Source organism: Psychrobacter okhotskensis, from assembly GCF_965638355.1.
GTDB lineage: Bacteria > Pseudomonadota > Gammaproteobacteria > Pseudomonadales > Moraxellaceae > Psychrobacter > Psychrobacter okhotskensis.
The window spans coordinates 2,207,835-2,234,716 of record NZ_OZ281822.1; the positions used below are offsets into that span (position 1 = coordinate 2,207,835).

At 41.6% G+C, this 26,882-nt stretch carries 21 protein-coding genes and 1 other RNA gene; 10 read left to right on the top strand and 12 right to left on the bottom strand.

All coding sequences use genetic code 11. The annotated features are described in order from the left end of the window. Positions 1-102 precede the first annotated feature (102 nt). The 10 genes from tssA to ACSUPM_RS09230 form a co-directional block, all read right to left on the bottom strand. Positions 103-1,257, bottom strand: a complete 1,155-nt coding sequence (gene tssA / locus ACSUPM_RS09185; RefSeq protein ID WP_025651828.1) for a type VI secretion system protein TssA — start codon at positions 1,255-1,257, stop codon at positions 103-105. Further along, on the bottom strand, positions 1,257-4,220 hold the full coding sequence (gene tssH, locus ACSUPM_RS09190) for a type VI secretion system ATPase TssH (protein ID WP_436879880.1): 2,964 nt from the start codon (positions 4,218-4,220) through the stop codon (positions 1,257-1,259). The genes tssA and tssH overlap by 1 nt, the downstream gene beginning before the upstream one ends. 243 nt (positions 4,221-4,463) lie before the next feature. After that, complete coding sequence (gene tssG / locus ACSUPM_RS09195; protein WP_025651830.1) at positions 4,464-5,489, bottom strand: type VI secretion system baseplate subunit TssG; 1,026 nt, start codon at positions 5,487-5,489, stop codon at positions 4,464-4,466. Next, positions 5,453-7,276, bottom strand: coding sequence for a type VI secretion system baseplate subunit TssF (gene tssF / locus ACSUPM_RS09200; RefSeq protein ID WP_025651831.1), 1,824 nt, complete (start codon positions 7,274-7,276; stop codon positions 5,453-5,455). Before tssF ends, tssG begins: the two co-directional genes overlap by 37 nt. A gap of 54 nt (positions 7,277-7,330) precedes the next feature. Further along, the gene (gene tssE / locus ACSUPM_RS09205) at positions 7,331-7,822 is read right to left on the bottom strand and encodes a type VI secretion system baseplate subunit TssE (protein WP_051395138.1); all 492 of its coding nucleotides are present in this window, start codon (positions 7,820-7,822) and stop codon (positions 7,331-7,333) included. 103 nt (positions 7,823-7,925) lie between these two features. Continuing rightward, positions 7,926-8,429: an Hcp family type VI secretion system effector gene (locus ACSUPM_RS09210; protein WP_025651832.1), complete on the bottom strand. Its 504-nt coding sequence runs from the start codon at positions 8,427-8,429 to the stop codon at positions 7,926-7,928. Positions 8,430-8,480: 51 nt separating this feature from the next. Beyond that, entirely contained in the window at positions 8,481-9,971 is a 1,491-nt protein-coding gene (gene tssC, locus ACSUPM_RS09215; protein WP_101211385.1) for a type VI secretion system contractile sheath large subunit, read from the bottom strand. 3 nt (positions 9,972-9,974) lie between these two features. Beyond that, the gene (gene tssB / locus ACSUPM_RS09220; protein WP_045448203.1) at positions 9,975-10,487 is read right to left on the bottom strand and encodes a type VI secretion system contractile sheath small subunit; all 513 of its coding nucleotides are present in this window, start codon (positions 10,485-10,487) and stop codon (positions 9,975-9,977) included. A gap of 27 nt (positions 10,488-10,514) precedes the next feature. Next, positions 10,515-11,177, bottom strand: a complete 663-nt coding sequence (locus ACSUPM_RS09225; RefSeq protein WP_156915646.1) for a hypothetical protein — start codon at positions 11,175-11,177, stop codon at positions 10,515-10,517. A gap of 144 nt (positions 11,178-11,321) precedes the next feature. Beyond that, positions 11,322-11,792: a hypothetical protein gene (locus ACSUPM_RS09230; protein ID WP_025651836.1), complete on the bottom strand. Its 471-nt coding sequence runs from the start codon at positions 11,790-11,792 to the stop codon at positions 11,322-11,324. 227 nt (positions 11,793-12,019) lie between these two features. Between ACSUPM_RS09230 and ACSUPM_RS09235 the strand changes: the two genes are divergently transcribed. From ACSUPM_RS09235 to ACSUPM_RS09265, 7 genes are all read left to right on the top strand, one after another. Beyond that, positions 12,020-14,971 carry a contractile injection system protein, VgrG/Pvc8 family gene (locus ACSUPM_RS09235; protein ID WP_436879881.1) on the top strand — a complete coding sequence of 984 codons (2,952 nt, stop codon included), beginning with the start codon at positions 12,020-12,022 and terminating at the stop codon, positions 14,969-14,971. Positions 14,972-15,004: 33 nt separating this feature from the next. Then, positions 15,005-15,736, top strand: a complete 732-nt coding sequence (locus ACSUPM_RS09240) for a hypothetical protein (RefSeq protein WP_025651838.1) — start codon at positions 15,005-15,007, stop codon at positions 15,734-15,736. A gap of 15 nt (positions 15,737-15,751) precedes the next feature. Continuing rightward, positions 15,752-18,502: a hypothetical protein gene (locus tag ACSUPM_RS09245; RefSeq protein WP_025651839.1), complete on the top strand. Its 2,751-nt coding sequence runs from the start codon at positions 15,752-15,754 to the stop codon at positions 18,500-18,502. 1 nt (position 18,503) lies between these two features. Beyond that, on the top strand, positions 18,504-19,151 hold the full coding sequence (locus tag ACSUPM_RS09250) for a hypothetical protein (protein WP_025651840.1): 648 nt from the start codon (positions 18,504-18,506) through the stop codon (positions 19,149-19,151). 697 nt (positions 19,152-19,848) lie between these two features. Further along, complete coding sequence (locus ACSUPM_RS09255; protein WP_037026110.1) at positions 19,849-20,190, top strand: IS630 transposase-related protein; 342 nt, start codon at positions 19,849-19,851, stop codon at positions 20,188-20,190. Further along, positions 20,129-20,689, top strand: a complete 561-nt coding sequence (locus tag ACSUPM_RS09260; RefSeq protein ID WP_201567901.1) for an IS630 family transposase — start codon at positions 20,129-20,131, stop codon at positions 20,687-20,689. Before ACSUPM_RS09255 ends, ACSUPM_RS09260 begins: the two co-directional genes overlap by 62 nt. Next, entirely contained in the window at positions 20,655-21,056 is a 402-nt protein-coding gene (locus tag ACSUPM_RS09265) for a hypothetical protein (RefSeq protein ID WP_201565669.1), read from the top strand. The genes ACSUPM_RS09260 and ACSUPM_RS09265 overlap by 35 nt, the downstream gene beginning before the upstream one ends. Positions 21,057-21,133: 77 nt before the next feature. Here the strand turns inward: ACSUPM_RS09265 and ssrA are convergent. Both ssrA and ACSUPM_RS09275 read right to left on the bottom strand, forming a co-directional pair. Further along, positions 21,134-21,511, bottom strand: a transfer-messenger RNA (tmRNA) gene (ssrA, locus tag ACSUPM_RS09270). An 85-nt stretch (positions 21,512-21,596) separates the two neighbouring features. Then, complete coding sequence (locus tag ACSUPM_RS09275; protein ID WP_201575997.1) at positions 21,597-22,268, bottom strand: alpha/beta hydrolase; 672 nt, start codon at positions 22,266-22,268, stop codon at positions 21,597-21,599. Between the two features lie 160 nt (positions 22,269-22,428). On the opposite strand from ACSUPM_RS09275, the gene ACSUPM_RS09280 reads away from it, so the two are divergent. From ACSUPM_RS09280 to creC, 3 genes are all read left to right on the top strand, one after another. Further along, positions 22,429-23,814, top strand: coding sequence for a glycerophosphodiester phosphodiesterase family protein (locus ACSUPM_RS09280; RefSeq protein ID WP_201575999.1), 1,386 nt, complete (start codon positions 22,429-22,431; stop codon positions 23,812-23,814). 365 nt (positions 23,815-24,179) lie between these two features. Beyond that, positions 24,180-24,995: a response regulator gene (locus ACSUPM_RS09285; protein WP_352288080.1), complete on the top strand. Its 816-nt coding sequence runs from the start codon at positions 24,180-24,182 to the stop codon at positions 24,993-24,995. An 82-nt stretch (positions 24,996-25,077) separates the two neighbouring features. Beyond that, positions 25,078-26,838 carry a two-component system sensor histidine kinase CreC gene (gene creC, locus ACSUPM_RS09290; RefSeq protein ID WP_436879883.1) on the top strand — a complete coding sequence of 587 codons (1,761 nt, stop codon included), beginning with the start codon at positions 25,078-25,080 and terminating at the stop codon, positions 26,836-26,838. Positions 26,839-26,882: the final 44 nt, after the last annotated feature.

A 26,882-nucleotide genomic window follows, 5' to 3' on the forward strand; every position in this document is an offset into this window, starting at 1 on the left:
AGCCCTTCTCTATCAGTCCAAAGGTGAAAAGTTTAATATTGCAAGATTATAAATTGCGTGCAGATTGCCCGTTAACCAAGTATTCATTTGTCGTTGATTCAATTAATAGCCATCGTCAGATGAATCACGCTTGGGTTGAATGCCAATCATGTCAGACAGTGTCGCCAGCTGGTCTTCGTTTTTGATGATATGAGTCAGCCATTGGTCGAGCGGCATATCCGCCCAATCAATCGCCCGACCGAGTAAAAACGTCACCGGACTGTGGGGCTCATTGGTCGCAAAGTAGTCTTGAATTTGACCCAGCAACTTAAGCGCTTGCTGACGATTGCTTTGATGATCACGGTTGCTAGGATTAAAACTGGTTGAGCTAATATTTTTTGCGCTAGCTGATTGTCCACTACTATCCGACATCACACTGTCACTATCACCCATGCTGTCCATAATATCGGCTACGCTATCTTGAGCAGAATTACTATTATCATCAGAATACTCTGGTATCAATGGACGCAAATGTTGGGTCAGAGCAACCAGTAAGTCCGTGACTGGTGCGAATACTGGTGCATCCATACCCATCAGATTATTGAGCTGGTCGGTCAGTGTTTGCCACTGCTCAGTAACTTTATTAAGATTGCTCATCAGTGCTTGTTGCCATGCCTCATTACTGGTTTTTATAGCGTGGTTATAATCACTTAGTGTTAATTGATTGGACGTTTCGCTATCGGGGTTTTGCTGACGCTGCTTATCATGATCGCGCGCGGTTAGATAGTAGTTATAATTGTAATTTCCTGCTTTACTATCAGCGAGCGATAGCTGTTTGATATCATCAGTGAGCGCCTTGACGAACCATGACAGTAGCCCTGCCCTGATATCCATGCTGTCTTCTTCACCATCTAATGGTGGATACATGGTGAGCCAATATTCGTCATTAAATGCTTGCAGTACGCTCAATCCATGACTGATGCCTGCTAGATGATTGGTATGACTCAGTGCATCGACGTACCACAGTGCCAGCTTCATATCTTTACTGGTATGGCTGAGCAAATCGGCACATTGGTTTTTGACAAAGTCCCAATCGGCCACTTTTAGTTCAGTAACCCAATTGCCTTGTGCCAGTAACGGATCGTCTTCTTGACGAGCGGCCACAATGGCATCGATACGTGGATCAAAGATAAGATCTTCTCCCACCCCATGATGGCTGCCATCGATAGGCGCGATAAGGGTGTCAATATCGGTTAGTAAGGAATTGCCCATATTCATTATAATAAATCCTTCTTAACAGATTTTTTACTGATGGTTTTTTTCACTGATGGCTTTTTTACGGCAGGCTCTTTTTTAGCAGGCTCTTTTTTAGTAGAAGATTTTTTGGTAGCTGGCTTCTTAGCTTCAACTTGTTTGCTAGGCGCTTTACTCACGTCACCTTCGACCTCACTGTACTGCGCTATGTGATTGAGCGCTACAACAGCATCAGTATCGAGACGATAGGCAAAATTATCATCCTCATCGACGAATACTGTAATCTTCTTTAACACACTCTGACTGTCATCATGAGCCAGCAGTTGACCCGCCAGCTGCGGTAGCAAGGTATGACTGATAATCGCATCGGCATTACGTGCACCAGAATCGACCTCGTGACAACGCGATAAAATAAGCTCGATCACCTCATCGTCAATAACACAAGGCACATCATAATTGTCACGAATACGGCCAGTAATTTTATCCAACTTAAGACGAATAATTTCTGCCAGCGCGTTATCCGTTAACGGATAATAAGGTATCACTGTTAGACGACCCAAAAACGCGGGTTTAAAGGCTTTGTACAGATGCGGATTAATAGCCTGTTTTAAGCTATCACTGTCTGGCAGGCTAAAGTCCGTAACACTCGGATCAGTATTGATACACGCCTGCATAATCTGCGATGAGCCAATATTACTGGTCAATAAAATAAGGGTGTTTTTAAAATCAATTAAACGCCCTTCGCTGTCTTCCATGACCCCTTTATCAAAGACCTGATAAAATAAATCCAATACGTCTGGATGGGCTTTTTCGACTTCATCGAGTAGCAATACACTATAAGGGCGACGGCGGACCGCTTCCGTCAATACTCCGCCTTCACCATAGCCAACATAACCTGGCGGCGAGCCTTTTAATGAAGCAACGCTATGGGCTTCTTGATACTCTGATAGGTTAATCGTAATAAGGTTACGCTCACCACCATATAATATCTCGGATAGCGCCAACGCCGTTTCCGTCTTACCCACACCACTTGGCCCTACTAACATAAAGACACCTTGTGGACGGTTAGGATCATCTAGGCGGGCTTTGGCGGTATGAATGCGCTTGACGATAGCGGCCACAGAATGATCTTGGCCAATGACACGCGCTTGCAAGGTATCAGCCAAACTTAAGATATGATCTTTTTCATTCCCCGCCATATCGTTGAGTGGAATCCCTGTCCAATCTGAGATAATCTGCTTAATAACCTGACGATCTAATACAGGATGAATAAGGCGCTGCGTTTCTTGTACTTGTTTTAACGATTGCTCAATACTTTGATACTCAGCTTGTTTGTCTAAGCGCGCTTTTGCACTAAGGCTATCAGCGCCACCTGCCTTGCCACTCAGTTGTTTATTAAGCGCATCAAGCTGGTTGTTAAGCTCGCGCTGTTCGTGCCAGCGACTGGTCATATCAGCAATGCTTTGTTGATTCGACTGACGCTGCTCATCGAGTACCGCTATTTTTTGGCTGACTTTCTCTTTTTCATCCACACCGCCGATACGCTCAAGTTGTTGACTGAGATTATTAATATGCTGTTCTAATTGCACACCTTTGGCTTTTAATCTGTCGAGCTGATTGGGTATGGCAGTCTTGGATAAGCTCACCCGTGCCGCCGCCGTGTCTAACACACTGACCGCTTTATCAGGCAGCTGCCTATCGCTGATATAACGTGCAGATAGCTCAACCGCCGCTTGTAGCGCATCGTCGTCTATTAATATGCCAAAATGATCTTGCATCTTGGCACTCAACCCACGAATCATGGCTACTGCTGTCTCGATATCAGGCTCATCGACTTTGACCACTTGAAAGCGACGTGACAATGCTGCATCTTTTTCGAAGTATTTCTTATATTCTGACCACGTCGTCGCCGCAATGGTTCTAAGCTCACCACGTGCTAGCGCAGGCTTGAGTAAATTAGCCGCGTCATTTTGACCCGCCTGCCCGCCAGCACCAATCAAAGTATGCGCTTCATCGATAAACAGAATAATTGGCTGTAGCGAGGCTTGTACTTCTTCAATGACTTGCTTGAGACGGTTTTCAAATTCCCCTTTGACACTCGCTCCTGCTTGCAATAGCCCCATATCGAGACTGCGTATCGTCACGTCTTTGAGCTGGTCAGGTACTTGACCTACAACTATCTTTTGCGCCAGTCCCTCAACCACTGCAGTTTTACCGACACCTGCCTCTCCAGTCAAAATAGGATTGTTCTGACGACGACGAATCAAAATATCGATCAGTTGATGAATCTCAAATTCACGCCCTATCACTGGATCTATTTGCTCTGCACTGGCTTTAGCAGTCAAATCATAAGTATATTTATCCAACGCAGGGGTTGGCTTAGCTTCAGTTTGCTTAGTGTCTAAAGATTCTTGATTGTTAGTATCATCGTCTGCACTATTCGCACCATCATCAGCACCCTTATTGACGCCTTTATTACTGCTTGATCCACTGCCCTCAGTACTACCGAGACATTGACGCTCATAATCATCTTTGAGCGTGAAGCGATCAATATACTGTAGCTGTTCAGGAAGGGTTTTGAGTAGCGACTGATAACGCTCATATGCCAATAGCACGAGCAATATATGACCAGAGCGGATCTCTAAGGCGTTATTATTATCAATACTCTGACCATGTTGGCTGCTTGCCAGCTCCCATGCATCCTCTAACAACGCCATCAAATCCTGACTAAAAACAGGGGTCGAGCCTGTTGCTTGACCAAAGGTATTAAGCAAATCGGTTATGTCTGTTATTAATGATTGCTGATTAATTTTATTCACTTTTAAAATTTGAGCCACATCATTGTGCGGCGTGGCAATCAGTTCATGTAGCAGATGAACCGTATCAACTTCGCGATGCCCGTTATTGATACAAAGCCTAGCTGCCTGCTGCAAACACTGTCGACAGCTTGGGCTTAAGCGGGTAATTACAGCTTTTAACTGGCTCATAAATCTTTTCCTTTAGCATTCTTATTAGACTTAATACCAAACCCAAAAAGTAAGATTAGCTGTGTCAAACTCGCTTAGCCTACAAGGCGTAGTACTTTCACTCGTTTTCCTTGCCACTCTAATTTTTGTGAATGGTATAACATTATTTTTATTAAACTGGTTTATTAAACGGATGCATCAAAATTAGAGTGACTATTGAGCGTTATTAGTAAACAAGCAATTTATCTATTAGCAATAAAAGCTTTACTGAATAGGCAACGCATAGCGGGTGTCATCATGATGCTGAGTCGCAGGCTTCGATACCAAAAAGCCGCCGCGTCCTAAACCACCAAAGCCATCCTCAGATAACGACAAAGGGCTAATATATTGCTTATCTAATTCCAGCTGCATCTCGACCGCCAAGCTCACACCGCACCATTTACGAATAAAATCGATAATGAGGCGATACATATCCCCTGCAGGCAACAGTCTTAAATAGCGTTTGGCATCCAACTGATGAAAGACGATTCTAATTTTGCTATCGAACTGTACAGCCCGTGCGCCACAAAACGCTGACACCCCAAGTGCCGCATGCTGACCACCGAGTGCGGTCTGCTCGCTAGCGGGCAGATCAAACCACTCAGGCACGAACTGCTGAACGCTGACCGTACTATCTAAAAAATGTGACAATACATGCGCCAATTGGTCAGCGGTCAGACGTCCTGGAGCAATCATGCCAGCATAGGCAATCAAGCTATCGATTGCCGTTAGCTTCTTTGGCTGCCGTGCCAGTGCTCGCAAGCTCAGTAGGTAGCTGTCTTTTTTATGGTTTAATTCATACTGTAATGGCAGGTTATAAAACCAGCTGGCTTGTACATATAAATCCGTCAAACGATGATTAAACAAGTCTAAAAATGCCGGTGCGGCTTTATCTTTTGCATGGTGTACTCGCGAGGCCAAATGATCGGTATACATCGCTGGCAAGGCCGATAATGGGCCAGTCAATCCAATAACCGCTGGGTAAACCTCTAATTGCCTCACCTTCATTTCACTGGTATTTATTACAGTAGCATTGTCGTTCATGTTGTCTTCGGCAATGAGCGCCATCGACTCGATTTCGGCTTGCGGATAGGCCAATGACAAGGAAGCACGATAACGCACCTCGATAGGTGCATGCCCCATACTGGCTTCATGACGAACCAAACGTAATGCCTGCAATAGCTCGTAGGCTTGCGGCTTGGCAGTCAAATCCGTTAAATAAGAGGACTGAGACCGCTGCGTGGCTGACATCTATATATCTCCTCTTTAGTAACGGCATCACTGATGGCAACTTCAACGAAGCTATTTAAGCTGGCGTGATAGCCAAAAACATGGGCCAATAAATAGGCAAACTGACGGATACTGACCCCAGCAAAACTCTTTTGGTTAATATGTATGTCGATCACCGTACCACGTACAAAACCAGGCTGCGGCAAGCGCTGAATCCGCTGAGCTTTGATACTGGTGGTGACAGAGACGATGCCTTCTACCAGCAGTTTATTCGAGGCAGATTGAGTAATATCATATAGCGACAGATACTCTTTCATCAGCTCAGCATCTTGGGCGGCAAGTGATAAAAAGTTCAAACTGATCAGCGATATTAAGCGCCAACGCTCCTCACCGGTGTATTCAAAACGTGCCGTTCTGGTAGGCTGCTTTAATAATGACAGACTACTAAAGCCCGTCATTCCCTCACTAAACAAATCACCTCGGCTTTGACCGAATACCACTTGCGCGGGTAAGTCTCTATTGGTGCATAGCAAAGCGGCACTTATGCTGACCGCACCTGATACATCCTCACGCTGCTTTTCTACAAACATAATCTGATATTCGAAGCCCTGCTTAAATTCAGCCATATCTTTATCACGTTTGATATGATAATAACGACCGTCATCTTGCTGCTCATAGTGATTGAGCGCATAAAATGGATGATACTCACGTTGTATCAAACGATTATTACTTTGCTTGGACTCTATGACTTTATTGACCTCATAAATCTCATGCTGAAAGAGCGCACGAGTATCAGGTACCAAATCATAATAAATAGAGCGATGAGTGACTTGAATGGGCTTGGCGGCGGCCTTGAATAGATTTATGACTGGCGTACAGAATAACTTGATACTACTGCTACTCAACTGCTGCAAGTTTTTTAGGCGAATGGTGTTCTTTTTATCAAACTTAAAATAACAGCGAATCTCAAAACCACTGCTATCTATCTTTAAATTTGGACAAGTACGACCAAGATTGAGACGTAGAAAGTTAAATTTTTCTGGAAAGTAAAAATACTCTTTTAATAAAGCAGAGGCAGCATTACTCACGCGGTGACTCGGTAGAAGTTGCTGCTCAGGATCGAAGCCTATAACCTCAAATGGACTGCCTGTCACCTTGTTGACTTGCTGACCTTGGATGTGGGTCTGCTTGACATCACAGCACAAGATATCCCAGAGGCTGGTGCCTTGACTAGCATCCTCATCTATATATAAATCTAACGAATGATTGAATAAAGCCTGATAGTCAAAGCTCGGATTAAGACCTTTGAATTTAATGTTAATGCAGCCGTTAAGCAGTCCATGCTGATTATCGTACACTTCTTGGCGCGTTTCAAAATCGACGCTATCTATCTGTAGCGGTAATAACGTGACGTCTTGGGTTGATTGAAATTGACAAGCCGTGCCATTAATTTTTTGGGTGGTAAAACCATGACCCTTATTGATTAAAGTAGCCTCACTCATCGCATTGCCCTGCACCCCCAGATTAAACTGAGCGATGGACACCGAAGGAAAAGGCTTAAGATAATCGGGATAGACCACTTCAAGTAGAGAATCGGTAAAGTCTGCGTATGAGTCATCAAGCTTTTTATTGATGCGGGCACTAATCAGTGAAAAAGCCTGAATAAGGCGCTCAATATGCGGATCATCTACCGTATCGTGACCCATCAATAACCGATTGGCAATTTTGGGATACTTTTTGGCAAATTCTTTTGATTGTTTATTAAACAAACTAAGCTCATGCTCAAAATAAGGAAGTAGACTGTCCATGATGCCTCAATATATTTATCACTGCTAACTCTGCCGATTTAGCCATGTTGTCGATTATTTTACTAGGTAACGTTGTGAGCTTGGCTCAAAGAACGCATCAAAGCTCACCAACTCTTGGGCAGGATAAACTTTGAGCAAAGCCTCGATAGAAAAACACAGCTGATTGACATCTACCGCGCCAATATCTAGCGATACTCTGACATTCTGCAGACGACTGTCTTGCTGCTCGACCGTCTGCGCGATTTGTCGGCAGATATAATCACAGTCTGCAGGATTGGCACTACTTAGTCCTACAAAGTCCAATATGCCAAAATTCAGTATCGATGAACGTACATGCTGGTAACTTTCTAAGCGCTCTGATATCACGCAACGTGTGTTTAATAGCGCCTCTAAATCTTGCGCTACTGAAGACTTTAACTCATCGATATTAAGCCTGCGAACCACAAGCTCATGTGCTAGATGACGAGGGGCATCATCAAATAATTGCTCAAATAAATTTGGTCGAAATCCGACTTCCTTATTTGAAGCTTTGGCAGCATAGTTCATTGTTGATCGCATTCCTGTCTTATAAAACGGAAAAGAGAAAGGTCCAAATGTAAACCTTTCTCTTTTATCGTAACGTACTCATTATTTTTTATACTACCCAGACTTAAGCGGTATAAGTAGCAGTGTTGTTGGCTAGTGACCATTTCTTCGTCACAGCACCTTTGGCAGTACCATCGATATCTTGCTGGGTGTAAGTCCACTCAACTGCCGCATACTTGATACCAACTTTTTCAATTGGCACGCCTTCTGAGCGTACCGTTGGTTCAACGCTAGCAATGAGCGCATGCTTAAGTTTCACTTCAAGATATTTAACACGTTTGTCACCATTGGCACGATAAAAATCGATTTGAATTTCATCAAAAGTATAGCCAGCTGAACACGCTTCCCATAGCTTGGGACTGGTCGAGTCCAAATCTTTCATAAAGGTCATATCGGCATGTTCACAGCGCTCAGAGGTGTGACCACCAACGCTACTTGCTGTCGCTGATTTTGGCTGACGGATCAGGTGATCCCATGTATTTACTTCAAGCCAACCTTTATGCTCGCTATCACGAGACTCACCGTCAATTTTGTATTTACCACGGAACTGAATATAAATATCTTTCATATCACACACCTTTTAAAAAATTAAAGTTTAACGTTGGGTTTTAATAAACGATCAGCTGTTGCTAGACTGCGGCAGTTGAGTGACCAGACGCAAAGAAACAGACAATTCGTCAAGCTGAAAATGTGGTCTCAAAAAGACCACGGACTTGTAGACACCAGGTTTGCCTGGCACTTCTACAACTTGTACAGAAGCTTCGCGCAGTGGGTACTGGGCTTTGGCTTCTTGTGAGGCTCCGTCGTCTAGCAAAACATAACGCGAAATCCAGTCATTCAAAAATGATTCGACATTGCCAGGCGCTAAAAAACTACCAACCTTGTCGCGCATCATTGCTTTTAGGTAATGAGCAATGCGTGATACTGCCATGATGTATTGCAGCTGAGTGGATAGCACCGCATTGGCATTGGCATCATCGTTTTGATACGTTTTGGCTTTTTGTACCGACTGCGCCCCAAAAAAGGCGGCATAGTTGGTATTTTTGCAATGCACTAATGGAATGAAACCCAAGTCACTTAACTCTTTCTCACGGCGATCGGTAATAGATATCTCAGTTGGGCATTTAAGCGCCAAGTCCCCTTCATCAGTCTTAAAGGTATGGACAGGTAAACCCTCAACCAAGCCGCCACCTTCCACACCGCGAATAGCCGCACACCAACGATAATCAGAAAAGGCAGAAGTCAATCGCGAAGCAAAAGCATAAGCGGCATTCACCCATAGATAATCATTGTGATCATTACCAGAGACTTCTTCAGTGAAGTTAAAGCCCTCTACCACTGTGCCATCTTTAGGATCATAAGGCAGACGACCTAAAAAACTAGGTACTGTCAGCGCCACATAGCGAGCATCCTCTGACTGTCTAAAGGCGCGCCAGCGTATGTATTCAGCCGTTTCGAATATCTTTGATAAATCGCGTGGGCGGCCAATATCAGTAAAGGAATCGAGTCCGAACATCTCAGCAGAAGCCGCCGACACAAACGGTGCATGGGAAGCAGCAGCAACATGAGACAACTGCTCAAGCAGATACATATCAGAGTTTTGGCGAGTAAATTCAAAATCGCCAACGATAGCGGCATAAGGTTCACCACCGAAGCTACCGAACTCTTCTTCGTATATTTTCTTAAACAGCGTGCTTTGATCAAAATCAATTGACGATTGAAAATCTTTGGTAAGCTCGCGCTTCGTAGTATTCATCATACGAATCTTTAGCATGGATTCCGACGGAGTCTGGCTACATAAATAATGCAACCCACGCCAGCTAGACTCTAGCTTTTGAAACTCGGGCGCGTGCATGACGGTGGTCAGCTGCTTGGAGATCAACGCGTCAATTTGGGCAATACGCGCGTCAATCGATGCGGCTAAATTGTCTGATAATGTCACCGTGCCTTGCATGACTTCATTGGCCAGCTCTGCAATTTGCGACTTCGCGCGATTTTTTTCGTCATCGGACTTGGCAACATTACTTTTATTGACGATTTCTTCGAGTAAGTCATAGCTCTCGCTATTCAATGGATCCGTTGCTATCTGCTGCTGGGCTTGAGCATTCATCGTTTAATCCTCACCGTCGGTTTGATTTTGTTCTGCCATTTTTTTGACTTGCTCAGTGTTCTTAAGCACGTCATCTAATAGGTCTTCAAGTTTTTCGTTGGCCGATATTTTGTTGCGTAAATCTGCCAAGCGATCTCGTGCTTGTACCAGTTGCTTTAATGGCTCAATTTGATCAGCAACCGCTTCAGGACGAAAATCGTTGATACTATTGAATGCCAAATCAACTGCGAACTCGCCGCCTTTATCACTCAAGTCATTGCTTACTCGGAACGTCGCACGCGGTGCTAGACCTGACATCACCTCATCAAAGGTATCCAAATCTACTTCGACAAACTTTTTGTCTTTAAAGCGCGGTTGCTCAAGAGTAGAATCTCCTGAAAACTCTCCCAACACCCCAACGACAAACGGAATTTCTTTCGTTTCGATCGCATCGCCCACTTCAACGTCATAAGTCAAATGCACCCGAGGCGCACGTACTTTTGCCAGTTTCTTTTGTACACTGTCTTGCTTTGCCATAATAAGTTACCTCAGCAGTTTCTGGTTTCAACGTAATATACTGAATGGATCAGTAGATTTGGTGTTGCTACTTCTAGGGGATGATGGTTTAGCCGGTCTCTGAACAGGCTTCGCTTTTGGCACTGGACGTGACTTTTGTTTCACTGCTGCTTTTCTTTTAACAGGGGCGGCTGGTCTTTTGACGGCTGCGCGGCGCTTCGCGTTGGACACGCTTTTGCTTCTAGTCGATCGAGCCTTCACCACAGGCGCAGGTGGTTTTGGCAAAGACTCATCATAGTTAAAACCGTAGACTTCACCATATATCTTGCTAAGCGCGTGCTGATACTCAGTTAAAAATGCCGTATCCATATCATCCGTCAAGTAATCTGACTGTAATTGGCTCTGTGAGACAAGAGCACTGCTATTTATAAGGATGCTTTTGAGCGTGGTGGTGCTTTGACCTAAATCAATTGCTTCGCTCGCTGCGTAGACAGCATAAGCATGATAGCCATTGTTGGCGTAAATCTGAGCCAACAGCTCCCAAGCCAAAGAATCCTTCGGATTACGAGTTAGCCTCTGATTTAAGTCGGCAATCAATTGATGCAACTGCGGTGATTTTGCATCCGCATTTTTAAGGGCAGCATATTGGTTGATGATGCTTGACCCTGGATCTTGCTCTTGTATCGAAAGCTCACTATGAGCTGTACCCATAACCGATCCCATAATAAGTAGACCGGTCAAGATCGTCTTAGGTATTTTATTAGTGACTTTGATAGCGTTTTTAATACTTATCATCGTAAATCGGTGCTCGCTATTATTAATATGAGATGTATGCATCTGTTGACTCGATAATGGTTAATCAGCCGTACTAACCAAGGTCGTCATATTGGTTAAAGTGTCTTTGAATCTCGCTTTATCATTATCGTTCATCACCGCATTGTCACTATAAGCGTCAATATTACTCTCCGTTACTTTGACCGCAGAGAGCATAGCAAGTTGACGCGCTCCTACCAGCTGATCATCGAGACTCAATGCTTCGGTTGCCGCTCTTAATGAACGGGCGTACTTTTTTGATTGATAGTTGCTTTGAGCAATGGTCAGCCATTGCTGGGCTGTCACTGCACGCCCATCATCGACTTTCATAGCATCAGAAAGATAAGAGGGTGAAGGCTCATCCAACTGCTTAGCCACTGTTGGCTTAGAAACCGTTAAGGGCTGTGTGTTTTTCTTCGCGGCGCCACCGCACGCTGTCAGTAACACACTGGCACTGAAAATCACAGATAGCAGACCTACCCCTTTCAGCTTAGTACAATCAATAGAGTTCATAAGCAAATCATCATCATTAAAACAAAAAGAATAAGAGAAAGTATGACGTTATAATAGAATATATTTAGAACTAAAGTTCTTTAATGAAAAACTTGTTGCAAATCGATTATACAGATACTTGACAATATTTCAATAAACTCTATACTTTTCTTAGTATATATTTTAGCAGTGCTTACTTTTAAGCGACCGACTGTACCCTTAAATCTGCAGTCACGGGAACCTCCCTTATGCCTTCGCAAACCGCTCGTCTACACCAAATTACCGTTGATACCAATAATACACCCATTACCACCTTATATCCTGCTGCGTTCTCTTGGTCAAGCGCCATTGATAAAGTAGCTACTAGTCAGCTGTTGTTCTACTCACATGCTTTTATAGATTCAAACTCTTGTTTATCTTTGATAAATACATTTGTCTGCTTAAATACCCTTTCAGTTTCCCGTGAACCCAGTCATCGCACTGGGCTTATTAAAGCCGTCAACTACCAGCAGTCAGATGGCGCACTGCATTTTTACACGTTAGACATCGTCAGCCCCGATTGGCAATTAACCCAGTGCATTCATACTCGCAGTTTCATCAATCAATCTACGCTCGATATCGTCACTACCCTCTTTGCCGACTATGAATTTGATTGGCAGTTATCTGAGACTTTGCAGGCATCAGAGCGCTTGTCTTCTCAGCTTCCTATGCGCACCCAGTCGGATGTCAGTGATTGGGAGTTTATAACCGGGCTACTTGCTGATAGTGGTGTCAGTACCCTATGGATATCGGGTGATTCATTAGATAATTTAGGGTATCTGATGCTACTAAGCAGTTTTGATGAGACAGAGTTACTACCATTAGACTATCGTTATGCCCAGTCTTCTATCCAGTCAGGACAAGATACGGTTAATGAGCTACAAATGAGCACGCAGCAACTGGGTAGTCAGACGGTAATAGTAAAAGCAGATGGCTTAAGCGCGGATACTATTTATGAAGGCCAAGCCGCTGATGAGTCAGCACTAGCAATAGATGACACGACTGTGCTTTTAGGCGCGCCCTCACGCGTCGATAGCGATAGTGCAGCGACGGTGTTGGCACAGCAATGGGTGAATGCCAATCGCTGTCAGCGTGAACATTACCAAGCGACTGGTGCGATGCGAGGCATGGTGGTCGGTAGTCCTGTGAGTATTCATAATTTACCTACTATCGGTCGTTTGACTAGCTACTGTATCAGTACGCAGATGGTTGGGATTGAGCCGGACAGCGACAGCGTGTCTTATCATCATCAAGTATTTATCAAAGCGTGGTTACAACGTACGACGCAACAGAGCGGGATATTCCTCCCCGATCATGGCTTTGACATCGCCCGCAATACTGGGGTTTGGGTATCGGCCACGTTACTTGACGCAGCTATTCCTTATTGCCCTTATCCCAGTTTTTTATCCTTTGCCAGTAGCACTTACACGGGTCTCACCCAAGCACGTACTGGTGACACCAGTTTATTAGCCTCGCCCAGCTATGACTCTAGTGTCACCGATGACAACCTACAGCAAACCATCACCACTCCCGTCTACTCAGGTATCAGCCCTCATGATGATGGCACTACCCCGCCCCTGCGCGCATTGCAACTCTCCTCAGGCGCAACCCATAGCTGGCAATTCGCCCCACGGCTTGGACAATCGGTGCTGCTTAACCATTGGTATGGCGATATCGACAGTCCGGTGATTAGCAGATCACTGTTCGACGGTATCGGTATGGGTGATGTGAATGAGAAAGACATTACCACTCGTGACGCTGGATTATCTAATAGACATAACTTACAAGGCGGCGCGTCCCCTAGATGGCATGGTGGTGGCCTCGGACATTCGCAAATTAGTGAAGATGATGGGCACAGTGGTTGGATCTCTGGTATTGCTCAATATGGGCTGACTTCTGATTCTGAGGTGACCATGAGCTTTGATGACACGCCTAATAAAATCGGTCTTCAATGGACGGTGAATACAGGATCACGTGTCAATGCTGAGACACCAACCATCACTTCTAGCGCCACCTTTGCCCCTGATGAGCACGTGCTTGAGCTTGGCATACTGCGTCATCGCTTTAGCAATCATCAATCAAGCGATAGCGGTCAAGGCATTAATCTGGCAAGCGACCATGGCTTGCAAATCACTGGTGATACGGGGGTGCTACTCTCCACCTTTGATATCAGACATAGTCAAAGCGAGCACGAGTCAGCTTGGGTCAATGATGCAGGACAACGTCAGTTAAAAATGGGCACTGAGCTGAGCGAAACCTTTAAAGAGGCAAAGCAGGCACATTTGCAATCAACCGAGGCACTTAGTAATGCCAACCAAACAATAGAAGCCTTTAAAACCAGCGCACAAATTATAGATGAAACCTTGAATACGGAAGTGTTAGGCGCAGCCGATGTGATGCTGGTCAGCAAAGACAGCATTCTGGCCTCTGCAAATAATACGCTATGGACGGCGAAAACAATAGTCATACAGTCAGGCGCTACCCAGTCGGATGTGGTGGCAGGCAATTATACGCTGACGGCAAATACGATTGACTCGCTCTCTGGGGTTGGTGGTCAAGCGGATCAGTCAGGGCTACATATCAGTGCCAACACTAAACCTGTAGCGATACAAGCCCAAGGCGGTGAGCTGCAATTGCATAGCCAACTTAGCATGACCATCGGTAGTGAGTCGGGTCAGGTGAATATCTCAAGTCCCAAACGTATTAAGCTGCAAACCAGTGCAGGAGCGTCAATTACTATCGATGATAGCGGCATTAAGCTGGTGTGTCCGGGGGTGATTAAAGTGCAGGCGGTGAAGAAGAGTTTGGTAGGCGGAGGTAAAGTTAACGCGCCAGTGATTTCCTTAGTTAAGTCTGGGTTATTCAGTAAAGCTTTTGATTTAAAAAAACTTATTCCTCAAGATTTAATTGACCAAGGTATTAGCTATAAGCTTATTAATCATACAAGAGGTACAGAAATCGAAGGGAAGCTTGATGAAGAGGGTCAGACTTTAAGAATGTTTGGAAATAAAGCTGAGAAGGTTGAGTTAGAGCTTATTGGTAACGTGAACCATAAAGGAGAAATTAAAGCGACTGACATATCAGATCAAATAAAGTGCAGTAACACTTCTTTAGAAGATTTGTTTTTAGATGATGACAATGTCGATAGCTGTGGCTGTTAAACCTCTTAATAGAGCAAATTGATAGGATAACCTATGTACTTATTTAATAATAAAAATCTATACTTGTTTTTCATACCCCTCTTCACGACACCATTCGTCAGTGTAGCTCAAACCACAAACGAAGAAGATTATCAAAGCTATATAGATAGCATACCACGCGTTCAGCTCAAAATAATCGCTCCTTCACAAGATGAAGAGAACGAACCTTCAGAGCAAGCATATATCTCAGATTCTTTAAGCTATACAGATAAGCTTAATATCAAGCTGGCATTGGATAATGTTCCTTTTCGATATTTAACCTACGAATACGGCAGTGGAAAATTTACCACCTATCCATTTGAGCTAGTTAATGAAGTATTACCAACGATAGAGGGTAGTAACCCTGATTATGATAAAAGATACGATAAAGCCTTTCAAAAAATGATTTTTGAACTTGTTAGTCCTATTGATTTGGCTTACAAAGAGCTTTATGCAATGGGAACACAACGAGAAGGTCTGTACATACAAGATATAAATACTAATAAAAAGTATGTGTTCAACAAGATCTGCTTTGATAGTAAATGTGCTATAGGTCAAGTGTTCTATATTTTTGACCCCGAAAACTATGAAATGACAGGTATGCTCTATGACGGTTGTTTGTTTGTTAAAAATAATATGACAGGTAATGATCAACGTACTAAAGAGCTATTACAAAAATATGTCGATGCACAAAACCCTCTAGATTATAGCTATGCTCCTAATGCTTGTAAAAACGCTCGTCGATAGTAAAGGAAAAATAATATGGGCTCACTAATAAAGCCAGTTAAAGGAGTTACTTATACTCCTAATAGGATAGGATATATTGGAGCTGTTTCTAGACAGGAGTCAACATCTGATTTACGTTATTCTTATACCTATACTGGAGATAACAAAGAAGGCATTAAAGTTGATAATCCAACCGCTGTTAGCATATTAAATCCTTGGAATTATGTGGGGCTGTTTCAGTTTTCTGAAGTAGCATTACAGGATGTAGGTTGTTATCGCTTTGATGGAACTAAAAATTTAAAAACTCAAGATTGGGGAGGGACTGGGAACTATTGGACTGGTAAATTTGGTGCTACTTCACTTAACGTCTTTAAAAGCAGCGGTACTATCCAGATGAAAGCAATCCAATATTGGATTGATCGCTTATGTGGCTATATGAGGAATATAAATGCAAATGAATTTTATGGTAAGACTATTACAGAAGCCAAAAATCTTGCTTCTTTTGAAGTGACAGAATCGGGAGTCATTGCAGCTAGACATTTAAAAGGTGATGATGCAGTAATAGATTTTTTAAAATCGAATGGAAAAATTAATGATGTAGATGGCAACGGCACTAGTGTTGGTAAGTATATGAGTCTATTTGCTCATTATAACCTTCAAACTTGTTGTAAACGAAAAGTATACGTGAAAATTGTAGATGCTAAAAAAGTTGGCATTCCTAACAAAGAAGTTGAAATCAGCTCTGAATTTAAGGGTACATTTAATTTGGGTAAAATAGTAGTTACTCATAAAACAGACAAAGATGGTAATTTACCCATAATAGTCAGACATCCAGAAGCAAAAATTCAGTTAAAAATAGATGCCAATCTTGTTGAAACAATAATTCAAAAAGCAGATCAGCTACAAGGTTATGAGATATTATATCTAGGTGAAAGCAAGTATTCTTCCAAACTATCAAAACATGAAAAATTACAAACTACTAAAGAAAGTAAAGATACCGATAGCAGTACCAATAGCGTTGAACCAATTGGATCAAATCAACACAGTGAAGGTAGCGATAATAATGAGAAAATTGATGAAGTCACTTTCAACATACAACTGGTAGAAGCAGACACAGGCAAGCCTTTACCAAACACAACCTATTACCTTGACTACAAAAACAATATCAAACCCCATAAAACGAATAACTCAGGTATCGACTCAGGTATAAAAGCAGATGTCAGCCAATCTATTGGCGTCTATCTTGATGACGACGATGAAAAGAAACAATCTATTTACAGCATGGCATTTCCTGTTACTGGAGACTTAAATGGACAAACCAAAGTTTTAAAAGTTCCTGTCGTTACGCTGCAATTGAAATTTGTTGATAAGAGTAAAAAACCTATCCCTAATTATCAATTTAAAACTGTTTATCGTGGTCAGACCTCTGAAACTAAAAAAGCAAATGTTAGAGGTATAGCCATTATAAAAGCACTTGCTGGGCAGCATTTAAAACTTATCGACGGGGAAGAAAGAGCAACAACAACAGCTATAGTTACATATGGTTCAAAATCATGGACTATAACAATTGATAAGAATATTTCGAAAGAAGACGTCAGCAAAGTATCAAAGAGTAAAGAAAAGACAATTCCTGAAACCTCTTCAGTTGTTCAAGAGAGTAAATCAACAGAAAAAGAAAACGCAACTCAGACTAAGATTGAAAAGCCAAAGGTCAAAGAAGTTGAGAAAAAGACTAAAGATGGTCCAACTCTTGAAGTGGAATCTGACCAAACAGAAATAACAATAAAGTTCATTGATGAAAAAAATAACAAACCTCTATCTGGATTGAGCTATATAACTAAATCTACTAAATATGGTAAGAATTCTTCGATAACAGGTAGTGACGGTACTAGAGGTAGACCACACGAATCATTGGTTGGCGTTGAGATAACGGTGATAGTCAGTGAGGACGGTAAAGAGGTTAAAAAAGGTAGCTTCATTGTAAATAATGATAGAGATAAGGTCTACATTTATAAGGCTAAGAAGCCTGAATTCGAAAAAGGTATAATTACTTACAATATCTATGAAGATCATCAAATTATTAAGTACATTCCTAAAAACATATCTTCAAGTAATAAACAAAAATATAAGTATATATATTACGAAAAAAATGGTAAAAAACATAATATTTGTACTGTTAATTGGAATACTACCAAAGAAAAGAGTAAAGGAGAAAAACGTAGTAGTAAACCAACTCATGCATCTATTTTGTATGATAAAAAAGTTAATCAAGGTCAGACGTCTAGACGAGTTAAATATGAAAATGGCGATATCGCAGAGTACGGAATTAACAATGGTGAATATTTTTGGAGGCTATTCAAGGCTTTATCTGGAGATATTACTTTAGTTAGGATGCCTGACTCATTGAAGTATAATAATAGTAATGTAAAAATATCATACACATTTTCAAATACTCAGAGAAGATATACTAGTCCAGGTCATTTAGCATGTTTTATCGGTGCATTAGCTACTACTGGTTTAGCGATACAATCTACAGGTAGTTGTTTTGAAGAAGGAACTGGTTTTCCAAGTACTTCACATAATAACGGTAGAAGTGTAGATACCATTTATTTAACGAATCAAAACAATGAACAAAAATATATTACAGCAATGAAAAATTTTGGTTGCCATACACAGTATAGGGGGCGTAGCAAGCCTAAATATGAATGGACTACACCAGCAGCCTATCATGATAGCCATTTGCATTCAATGTTCGATGAAAAGCGCGTAAAAATAATCAGAGAATAATATGTTTAAATATAGCTTAATATTTGTAATGGTCATACTTTGCTCCTGTAGTGTAGATACAAGTGAAACAAAAACTTCGGCTCCTTTAAATGAAACATTATCTAAAGAACTTAGTTCTACAGATTTACACTCTACAGGTATAGGTATCAAACAAATTTCTGATAAAGAATTTATACATCTACTAGAAAAATCATGTTCGGCTGAAAATCTTTCTTACCCCGAAAAATGCTTATACTACGACAAAGTTAGTAATTATAGTTTTGATAGTATAAACCTTGATAGGTTCTCAGATACTAAAAGTAAAGTCATATTGGATACTAGACTGCTCTTAGGGTCAAAGAATGATGATGGTGATTACACTACTAAGACACTTAAATTAAGTACAAATATTGACGGGTTAGAAATTGACTCTATAAATATTTATGAATATGAATTTAATGAATATTCGTATAATGAACGTATTTTTTATATGAATCAGGATTTTGAATTATGGATTCTTAATTCAATTATGTTTGAAGGTGTCTTATATGTCGTATCTTGGGAAAAATATAATATCAATCCCAAAACTGGGAAAATATCAATTGACTCTACAGTACATTATACTTCAATTCACGAATCAGAATCAATTTACAAAGGGTTGATAATGTAAGTAATCAGAATAAATGAGCCTTTCCTAAGGAACAATGATGTTTCTCTATATAAAAAAATATTTATCACAACAGTCATATTATTAATAACTGGCTGCAGAAATCCAGCAAATTCAGAAGCATCTATCAATCGAGAATCCAATAGTGTTCAATATAATATTACCTTAAACTGTGATGATTTCGAACTTAATAATGATCAACTCTTATTATGTGACTACTGGAAGAATTTTAATGAGTTTGACAGTATCATAAACTTAAAAAACCTTAAAGAATATAACGGCACTATTAATAATATTCGTGATTTTTCTCCTATTGATTTTGCATTTACAGCTTCCACTAAAATTACATACAAAGATAAGGTATATGAAGCGAATATTTATCCTAATTCTAGAATTGAATTAATTGATAAAAATCATAATAATTTAAACTTGATATGTCAAAGTGATGCTTGTTCATCCTATTTTCTATGGCCGTTCGTGGATGAATATATAGCTGCTACAGAACCTCATCTTGCTAATGAACCTGATACTCTCATCGAAAAAATATATACCAAAAACTATAAAAGCTATCTTAATAAAATGAGCAAGCAGTCAATTAAAGATAAACTAGCGGTCAAAGTATACTTTATAAACCCAAATATAGTAGAGCCTTTATAAAAGTGGTACAGTAGTTTTAAAATAAATGAAAAGTAAAAAGATTATGACTTATTCAGCAGACTTCCGTGCTCAAGTGATTAAAAGTGTCGAACAACAAGATATGAGTATCAGACAAGCTTGTGCATTTTATGACATTAGTAAGGCCACGCTACAGAATTGGCTCAAAGATCCTAGTATTAAACTCACTCGCAATAAACCACCCAGTAAAATACCTAACGAAGCTTTATTAAAAGATGTTGAACAGCATCCAGACGATTACATGTACGAGAGAGCACAGCGTTTTGGCTGTAGTAAGTCGGGCATCGAGGCCGCTTTAAAACGTCTTGGTATCAGTCAAAAAAAAGACCTTAGAGCATCCAAAAGCTTGCCCATTAAACAGAGCTAAATATCTAAGTAAACTGGGCGACTACATCGCTCAAGGCTATGCAATTGTATACATGGATGAGAGTGGCTTCGAGGCTGGGACCATCCGCTCTCATGGCTATGCACCTATTGGTACCCCTTGCATCGATAGCTATAACTGGCAAGGTAAAAAACGCACCAATGTTATTGGTGCCTTATATGAAAAAGCGTTATTTGCACTTGATTACTTCGAAAAGAATATCAATGGCGACATATTCTACAACTGGTGCAAAAACACGCTAATACCAAGTCTTAAAATAAAATGCGTAATCGTCATGGATAACGCCAGCTTTCATAAACGCGTTCAGAGATTACTCAACAGGCATGGTCATCGCTTGTTATTTCTACCGCCTTACAGCCCTGATTTAAACCCTATTGAAAAAAAATGGGCACAGGCTAAGTTTCTACGACAAGGGTGGATGGAGAATAATTTACCTAAGCTGTTTCATGATATGGGTTGTACTAATTTTATTCTGGATTGACTATATAGACGACTATGTCTATGTTATTCGACATGTAGATAAAGATTCACCACTAAAAAACACTATTCAAGAATACTTGAACGGTTTAACACCAGAAGAGAAAAAACTAGGGTTTGAGTCTAGTAATTTCGGCAATGAAAATTTTACAGTGAAAATTGAGAACCACATCGCTAAGATTCATTTTACTGCTAATGACTTAACTAAAGATTTGAGATCGCCACAGCAAGTGATCGATTTTATAATGGCTATCACTTTAACAGCCGAGCAATTTGATGCTGTTAATGATGCACAGATTTGCGTCAATAATACTTATAATTACGAAATAACTTTTTTTGCTAATGAAGAATCAGTTGATTGTCCCTTTTAACTTTTATTTCAACTATCTACATTTAAAATTAAACCAAAAAAAATCCGACCACATTAAGTGGTCGGATTTTTAATATTTGGTGGAGATGGCGGGAGTTGAACCCGCGTCCGCCAGCATTACGCTCATGAATCTACATGTTTAGTTTCTGTCTTTAGTTTTAATCCGCACCGATCCGACAGTCAGGATGGATTGGACGATTCTCTACTTTTGAACCCAAGCGATTGAGACAATCACTTGTGGCGAGCCTACATGCGGACGCTTCAACTTAGTTGACCAACTGTAGGTGATCAGCAACTAAGTAAACAGGTTTAAACCATGTAAACAGGGTTTAAGCTGCTAGAGCGTAATTTTCGTCGTTTGCGACTATAACAATATATGTTTGATTAACGAGAGGACATATACTCTCGACATGCATCATTGAGTTTCATCACCAGCGTCGAAGCCAGAACATCCCCAATAAGACTGTGCATTATATAGTAACTACCCCTGTTGTTTCAACCTATATACAGTTGGCATTACATTATGTTACAGCTTAGATTTTTAGGCCAAAACAGTATTCAACCATTTACCGATATTTTGAATCTGCGGCATGCAGACCTGATGTGCCATCGGATAAGTATTGTACTGAACATTATAGCCTTTTGCGGATAATAATTGCTGTGCTTGCTCGCCTAAAACCACAGGAACGACCGGGTCTTGTGTGCCATGCTCAATCAATACTGGCATATCTTTATTAGCAGCGCTATAGCTAATATTATCATTAGTCGCTAGATAAGTAGAGAGTGTCATCAAGCCAGCTAAACGCTGCGGGTAGCCAAGTGCCACATGATATGCCACTGCTCCACCTTGCGAAAATCCTGCGATTACAATGTGTTCAGGCTTAACACCACGCTCTATCTCACGGCTGATCAAATCACGGATTTGCTGCGCAGACTCTTCAATCTGAGCGACATCGACTTTACGCTCTAGGCTCATCTCTAAGATGTCGTACCATGCTGGCATGACCATACCACCATTCACCGTCACTGGGCGCTTTGGTGCATGTGGAAAAATAAAACGCACTGCCATATCATCCGCTAAACCGAGCTGTGGTACCACTGGCTCAAAATCATGACCACTCGCGCCCAAACCATGTAGCCAAATAACGGCTCGATCTATCGTTTTTTTGGCAGGGTTATGCTCAACGATAACGCACTCTAGATATTCACTCATCATTTATCCTTAATAATATTCAAAAATTTAAATAGGGTTAAAGTTACAAAATAGGTTCGGTTGTCATCATTCCTTAAACATAACTCGGTACTTTGAGTGCTAGTTAAATGACAATAAAAGTTATTCTTATTATTTTGCACTTTTTATGGAGACAGTTTACATGACAATTTCGGATAATTCAGTGGCTAGGCTCAATCAACTTAAAAAATCGCCATTTAAAACAATCAAGCAGATCAGTATAGCGACGGCACTGGCTATCATTTGCACCCCATCGACGGCCGCATACGATATGCATAGTGGCATATTGGCTCAAACATCCACTCAAACTATTAAGCCCTCACTAAAACAGGCATCAAAAAACTTGCCTACTAAGCCTCAGTCTTATACTTATGGCGTGCGTCCATTATATTTGGTCAATGATATGGATGCAGGACCATTGAAAGATGAGCTCATGGCTTGCAGTGCGCAAACCCCTAGCAAGACAGATTTCTCGATTGCGCATCGCGGTGCGCCATTGCAACTGCCAGAACATACTTATGACAGCTATATTGCCTCAGCACAAATGGGCGCAGGCATATTAGAGTGTGATGTTGCTTTTACTAACGACGGTGAGCTGGTATGCCGCCACGCGCAAAACGATTTGCACACCACCACCAATATTCTTACCACCCCGCTAGCCAAGCAATGTACTGTGCCGCCCATCATAGATGCCAACGGTGTACTAACCAATGCAGACAGCATTGAATGTCGAACGTCAGACATTAGTGGCAGCGACTTTAAAACCCTGACGGGAAAAATGGACGCAGTCAATAAAGAAGCCACCACCCTCAGTGGCTATATGAATGCAACTGCTGCATGGCGAACCGATTTATACTCACAAAATGGTCAAGTGTTAACGCTAAAAGAACATATTAAACTGGCACAAAGACTAGGTGTGAAGCACACGCCTGAGCTGAAGTCTCCAGTGGTCAATATGCCGTTCAACGGCTATAGCTTAGACGCTTATCGTCAGCAACTTATCGACACTTATAAAAGTGCAGGTGTGGTAGCCAGTGACGTGTATCCACAGTCATTTAATATTGAGGATATAGATTATTGGATCAAAAATGACCCTGCTTTTGGTGCTAACGCTATTTATTTAATTGATGATAGCAATGAGACAGCAATTGGTAAAACCTTTGATAAAAACGACCCCGCCACTTGGAAGCATCCACTGGCCAACATAAAAGCACGTGGTATAAAAACCATCGCACCACCGCCTTGGATATTGGTTACTACTGATGCTAACGATAAAATGATACCATCAGCCTATGCCAAACAAGCCAAAGCGCTTAACTTAAATATCATTACTTGGTCAATTGAACGCTCAGGGCCGTTAGCGGCAGGCGGCGACTGGTATTACAGCGACTTAGGCAAAGCCATTAATAATGATGGCGATATGATGAGCTATATTGATGTGCTGGCGCAAGAGGTTGGCGTGAAAGGTATTTTTTCGGACTGGCCTGCAACCGTCACCTACTATGCCAACTGTAAAGGCTTAAAATAGTATGCGTTGAATCAAAAAACGTCGTTAGAAACTACCCGTTTAAAAGACCAACTTAGCATTTAAAAGATCAACTTAGCATCGATTGAGTTGGTCTTTTTTATTAATGCTTTTAATGAATAATTTAAAATATTTGAAGTTTTTTTTGATAGTATCGGTACTATTTAACTATCATACTTCAGCTTTTCCATCAATTTTTCACAGCGATTGATGAGTGCTAGCAAAATGTAGCACTACTTTTATGCTACGATAATTTAATGGATTGATACTTACTGTATGACACCTTATTAACATTTTCCAATCTTTGTAAATATAGCTGTGATTGACGCTACTTTAGCTTAATTTTTTTATAAAACGATATAACGCTTATGACTCATATTTTATTGGTAGAAGATGATCCCGCTATTGCTATGTCGCTTAAAGTGACTTGCAAGCGTGAAGGCTGGCAAATCACTTGGTTAGATAATGCCAGCAGCGTACTACCGTTGCTACGTAGCGAAAAAGCGCAAGATTTATCAGCGATTATCTTAGACGTAGGGTTGCCAGACGGTGATGGTTTAAGCCTATGCCAGCAGATACGTCATGCGCCTGATGTAGGAACGCTCAAGGATGTGCCTGTGGTATTTTTGACTGCACGTAGTGATGAGGTCGATCGTATCTTAGGTTTAGAGATGGGCGGTGATGACTATTGTGCCAAACCCTTTAGCCCTAGAGAGTTGGTCGCCCGCCTAAAAGCGATTTGGCGACGTGAGCAATTACTTTATGAGCAGGCTGCCAACAACCATACAGTAACAGCAAATAATAGCGCCGACCACGCTTTATCTAACAATACTTCACTAAGCAATGGCTCTTCTAATAACATGTCGGGGCAAGCGCTGACGTTTGATTGTCAGTCTGGTATCTGGCATTATCAACCGCTCAATTACTCGCTACTGTGGCAAGAGCAAAAGCTTGAACTGAGTAACACTGAACGCAAAATCTTATTGACCTTATTAAAAGCGCCCAATCAAGTATTTAGCCGTGAACAGCTACTCAATGCTGTCAGTGATTATCCTGACCATCGCTTGGCACGGACGATTGACAGTCATGTCAAATCCATTCGTAAGCAGCTGGCAAGCGTCGATTCTAGCATTGAAGTCATTCATACCCATCGTGGTCTTGGCTATGCGTTATGTCCAGCTTAGGCTTTGATGTTCATTCGCTGCTAAATAGTATATTTATACGCTCAAAGCGACCTTACCGAGTACTAATAGCAGTATCAAACCTATGACTCATCAAACCAATAATAGTGCTAATACCAGCCAAAGTAATTGGTATGCAAAACTGCATCCCATTGGCACGGCACAACAAACGGCTGACCCAAAAAAACTGCTGAATTTAAGTATCTTTTTTAGGATCTGGTTGGCAGTGGCTTTAGTGCTGATTATTTGCGGCATCGTCGTGTTTACTCAGCTTTTTAGCTACGTCAAGCCGACCGTGCAGCAAGTGATTGAGGACACGCTCTTAGACACCAGTAAACTACTAGCAGCCAGCCTACAGCAACCACTGCAATCAAAAGAGCTGTACGATGAGGATTATCAAAGCCAACTTGATACTGCATTTATTAATACCTTAGCAAACAACAATATAACCCGCCCAGACATCAAGTATGATGAAAAAAACTATAGTAGCTTTCGAGTCTATGTCACAGACAAGCAAGGCACGGTCATCTATGATTCATTCCGCACGCCTGACAATGCTGAAGGACAGGACTATAGCCGCTGGAATGATGTCTATCTCACCTTAAAAGGCCAATACGGCGCGAGAAGTACGACACGAGATCACAATCAGCGCGATGGTACGGTCATGTATGTGGCGCAGCCAATCAAGGATGAGGCAAGCAATATAATTGGCGTCGTTAGCGTCGGTAAGCCAGTCGCGAGCGTGCTGCCTTACTTGGACAATACTCGTCGGCGTATGCTGATTACTGCCTTGCTCATTAGTATTGTCGCTCTTATTTTAGCTGGGCTCGTGGCATGGTGGCTTAAACAAAGCATCAGCCTTGTGACCCAATATACCAAGGCGCTGGCAGAAGACACCAAAAAGCCCTATTTTTACTTAGGTCATGAGCTCAATAGCTTGACCGATACCATTGAAACCATGAAGCATCGCTTAGAGAATAGAGGCTATGTCAACGACTATGTGCATACGTTGACCCACGAGCTAAAAAGCCCGTTGACGGCCATTCGTGCCAGTAGCGAGCTGCTAGAAGACGACGGCTTGGATGAAGACGATCGGCAGATACTTATCCAAACCGTTGGTGAACAAAGTATAAAAATGCAGCAATTAATCGATAGGCTACTGTTACTCGCTAAGATTGAACAACCGACCTTTAAACTGAATCAACAACTTACTCCCTTATTACCGTTGATGCAGAGCCTTGCAAAAGACAATACCGCGAAGTTGCAACAGCAGCACCTAGCACCTATTCATATCTATGTAGATGATAAAGTAGTTAGTGAATCATCACCTTTAAACGCAAATATATCCGCTCATATTAACGTTTTTGCCGATCAATTTTGGTTGGTACAAGTGCTGCAAAACGTCTTGGACAACGCCATTCATTTTGCTGAAAGCACAATCAACATTTATATTCACCGCTCAGCACAAAGCGTCAAGATCGATATATTTAACGATGGTCAGTTATTGCCAGATTACGCGGTGACTAAAGCGTTTGACCGCTATTTTAGCTTGTCTCATCACGGTCATGTGCATCACGATCACTCACATAACAGCCACCCACATAACAGCGATGCTACTTATGGCGTTGGCCAAAACGCTAATGAAGCAGATTCCTCTACCGCATCCGCGCCTACACCCAAAAAGGGCACAGGACTGGGGTTAACATTGGTCAAACAAGTCATCGAGCATCACGGTGGTCAGGTCGCTATTAATAATATTCATACGCATAGTGAGGGAGAATTTGCGGGTATCAAGCAACGTTCTGGGGTTATGGTCAGCATTACCCTACCCTTGGCTCAAGAATAAAAATTTATGACAATTCATTAAACTTCCATCATTCCTACACAGGT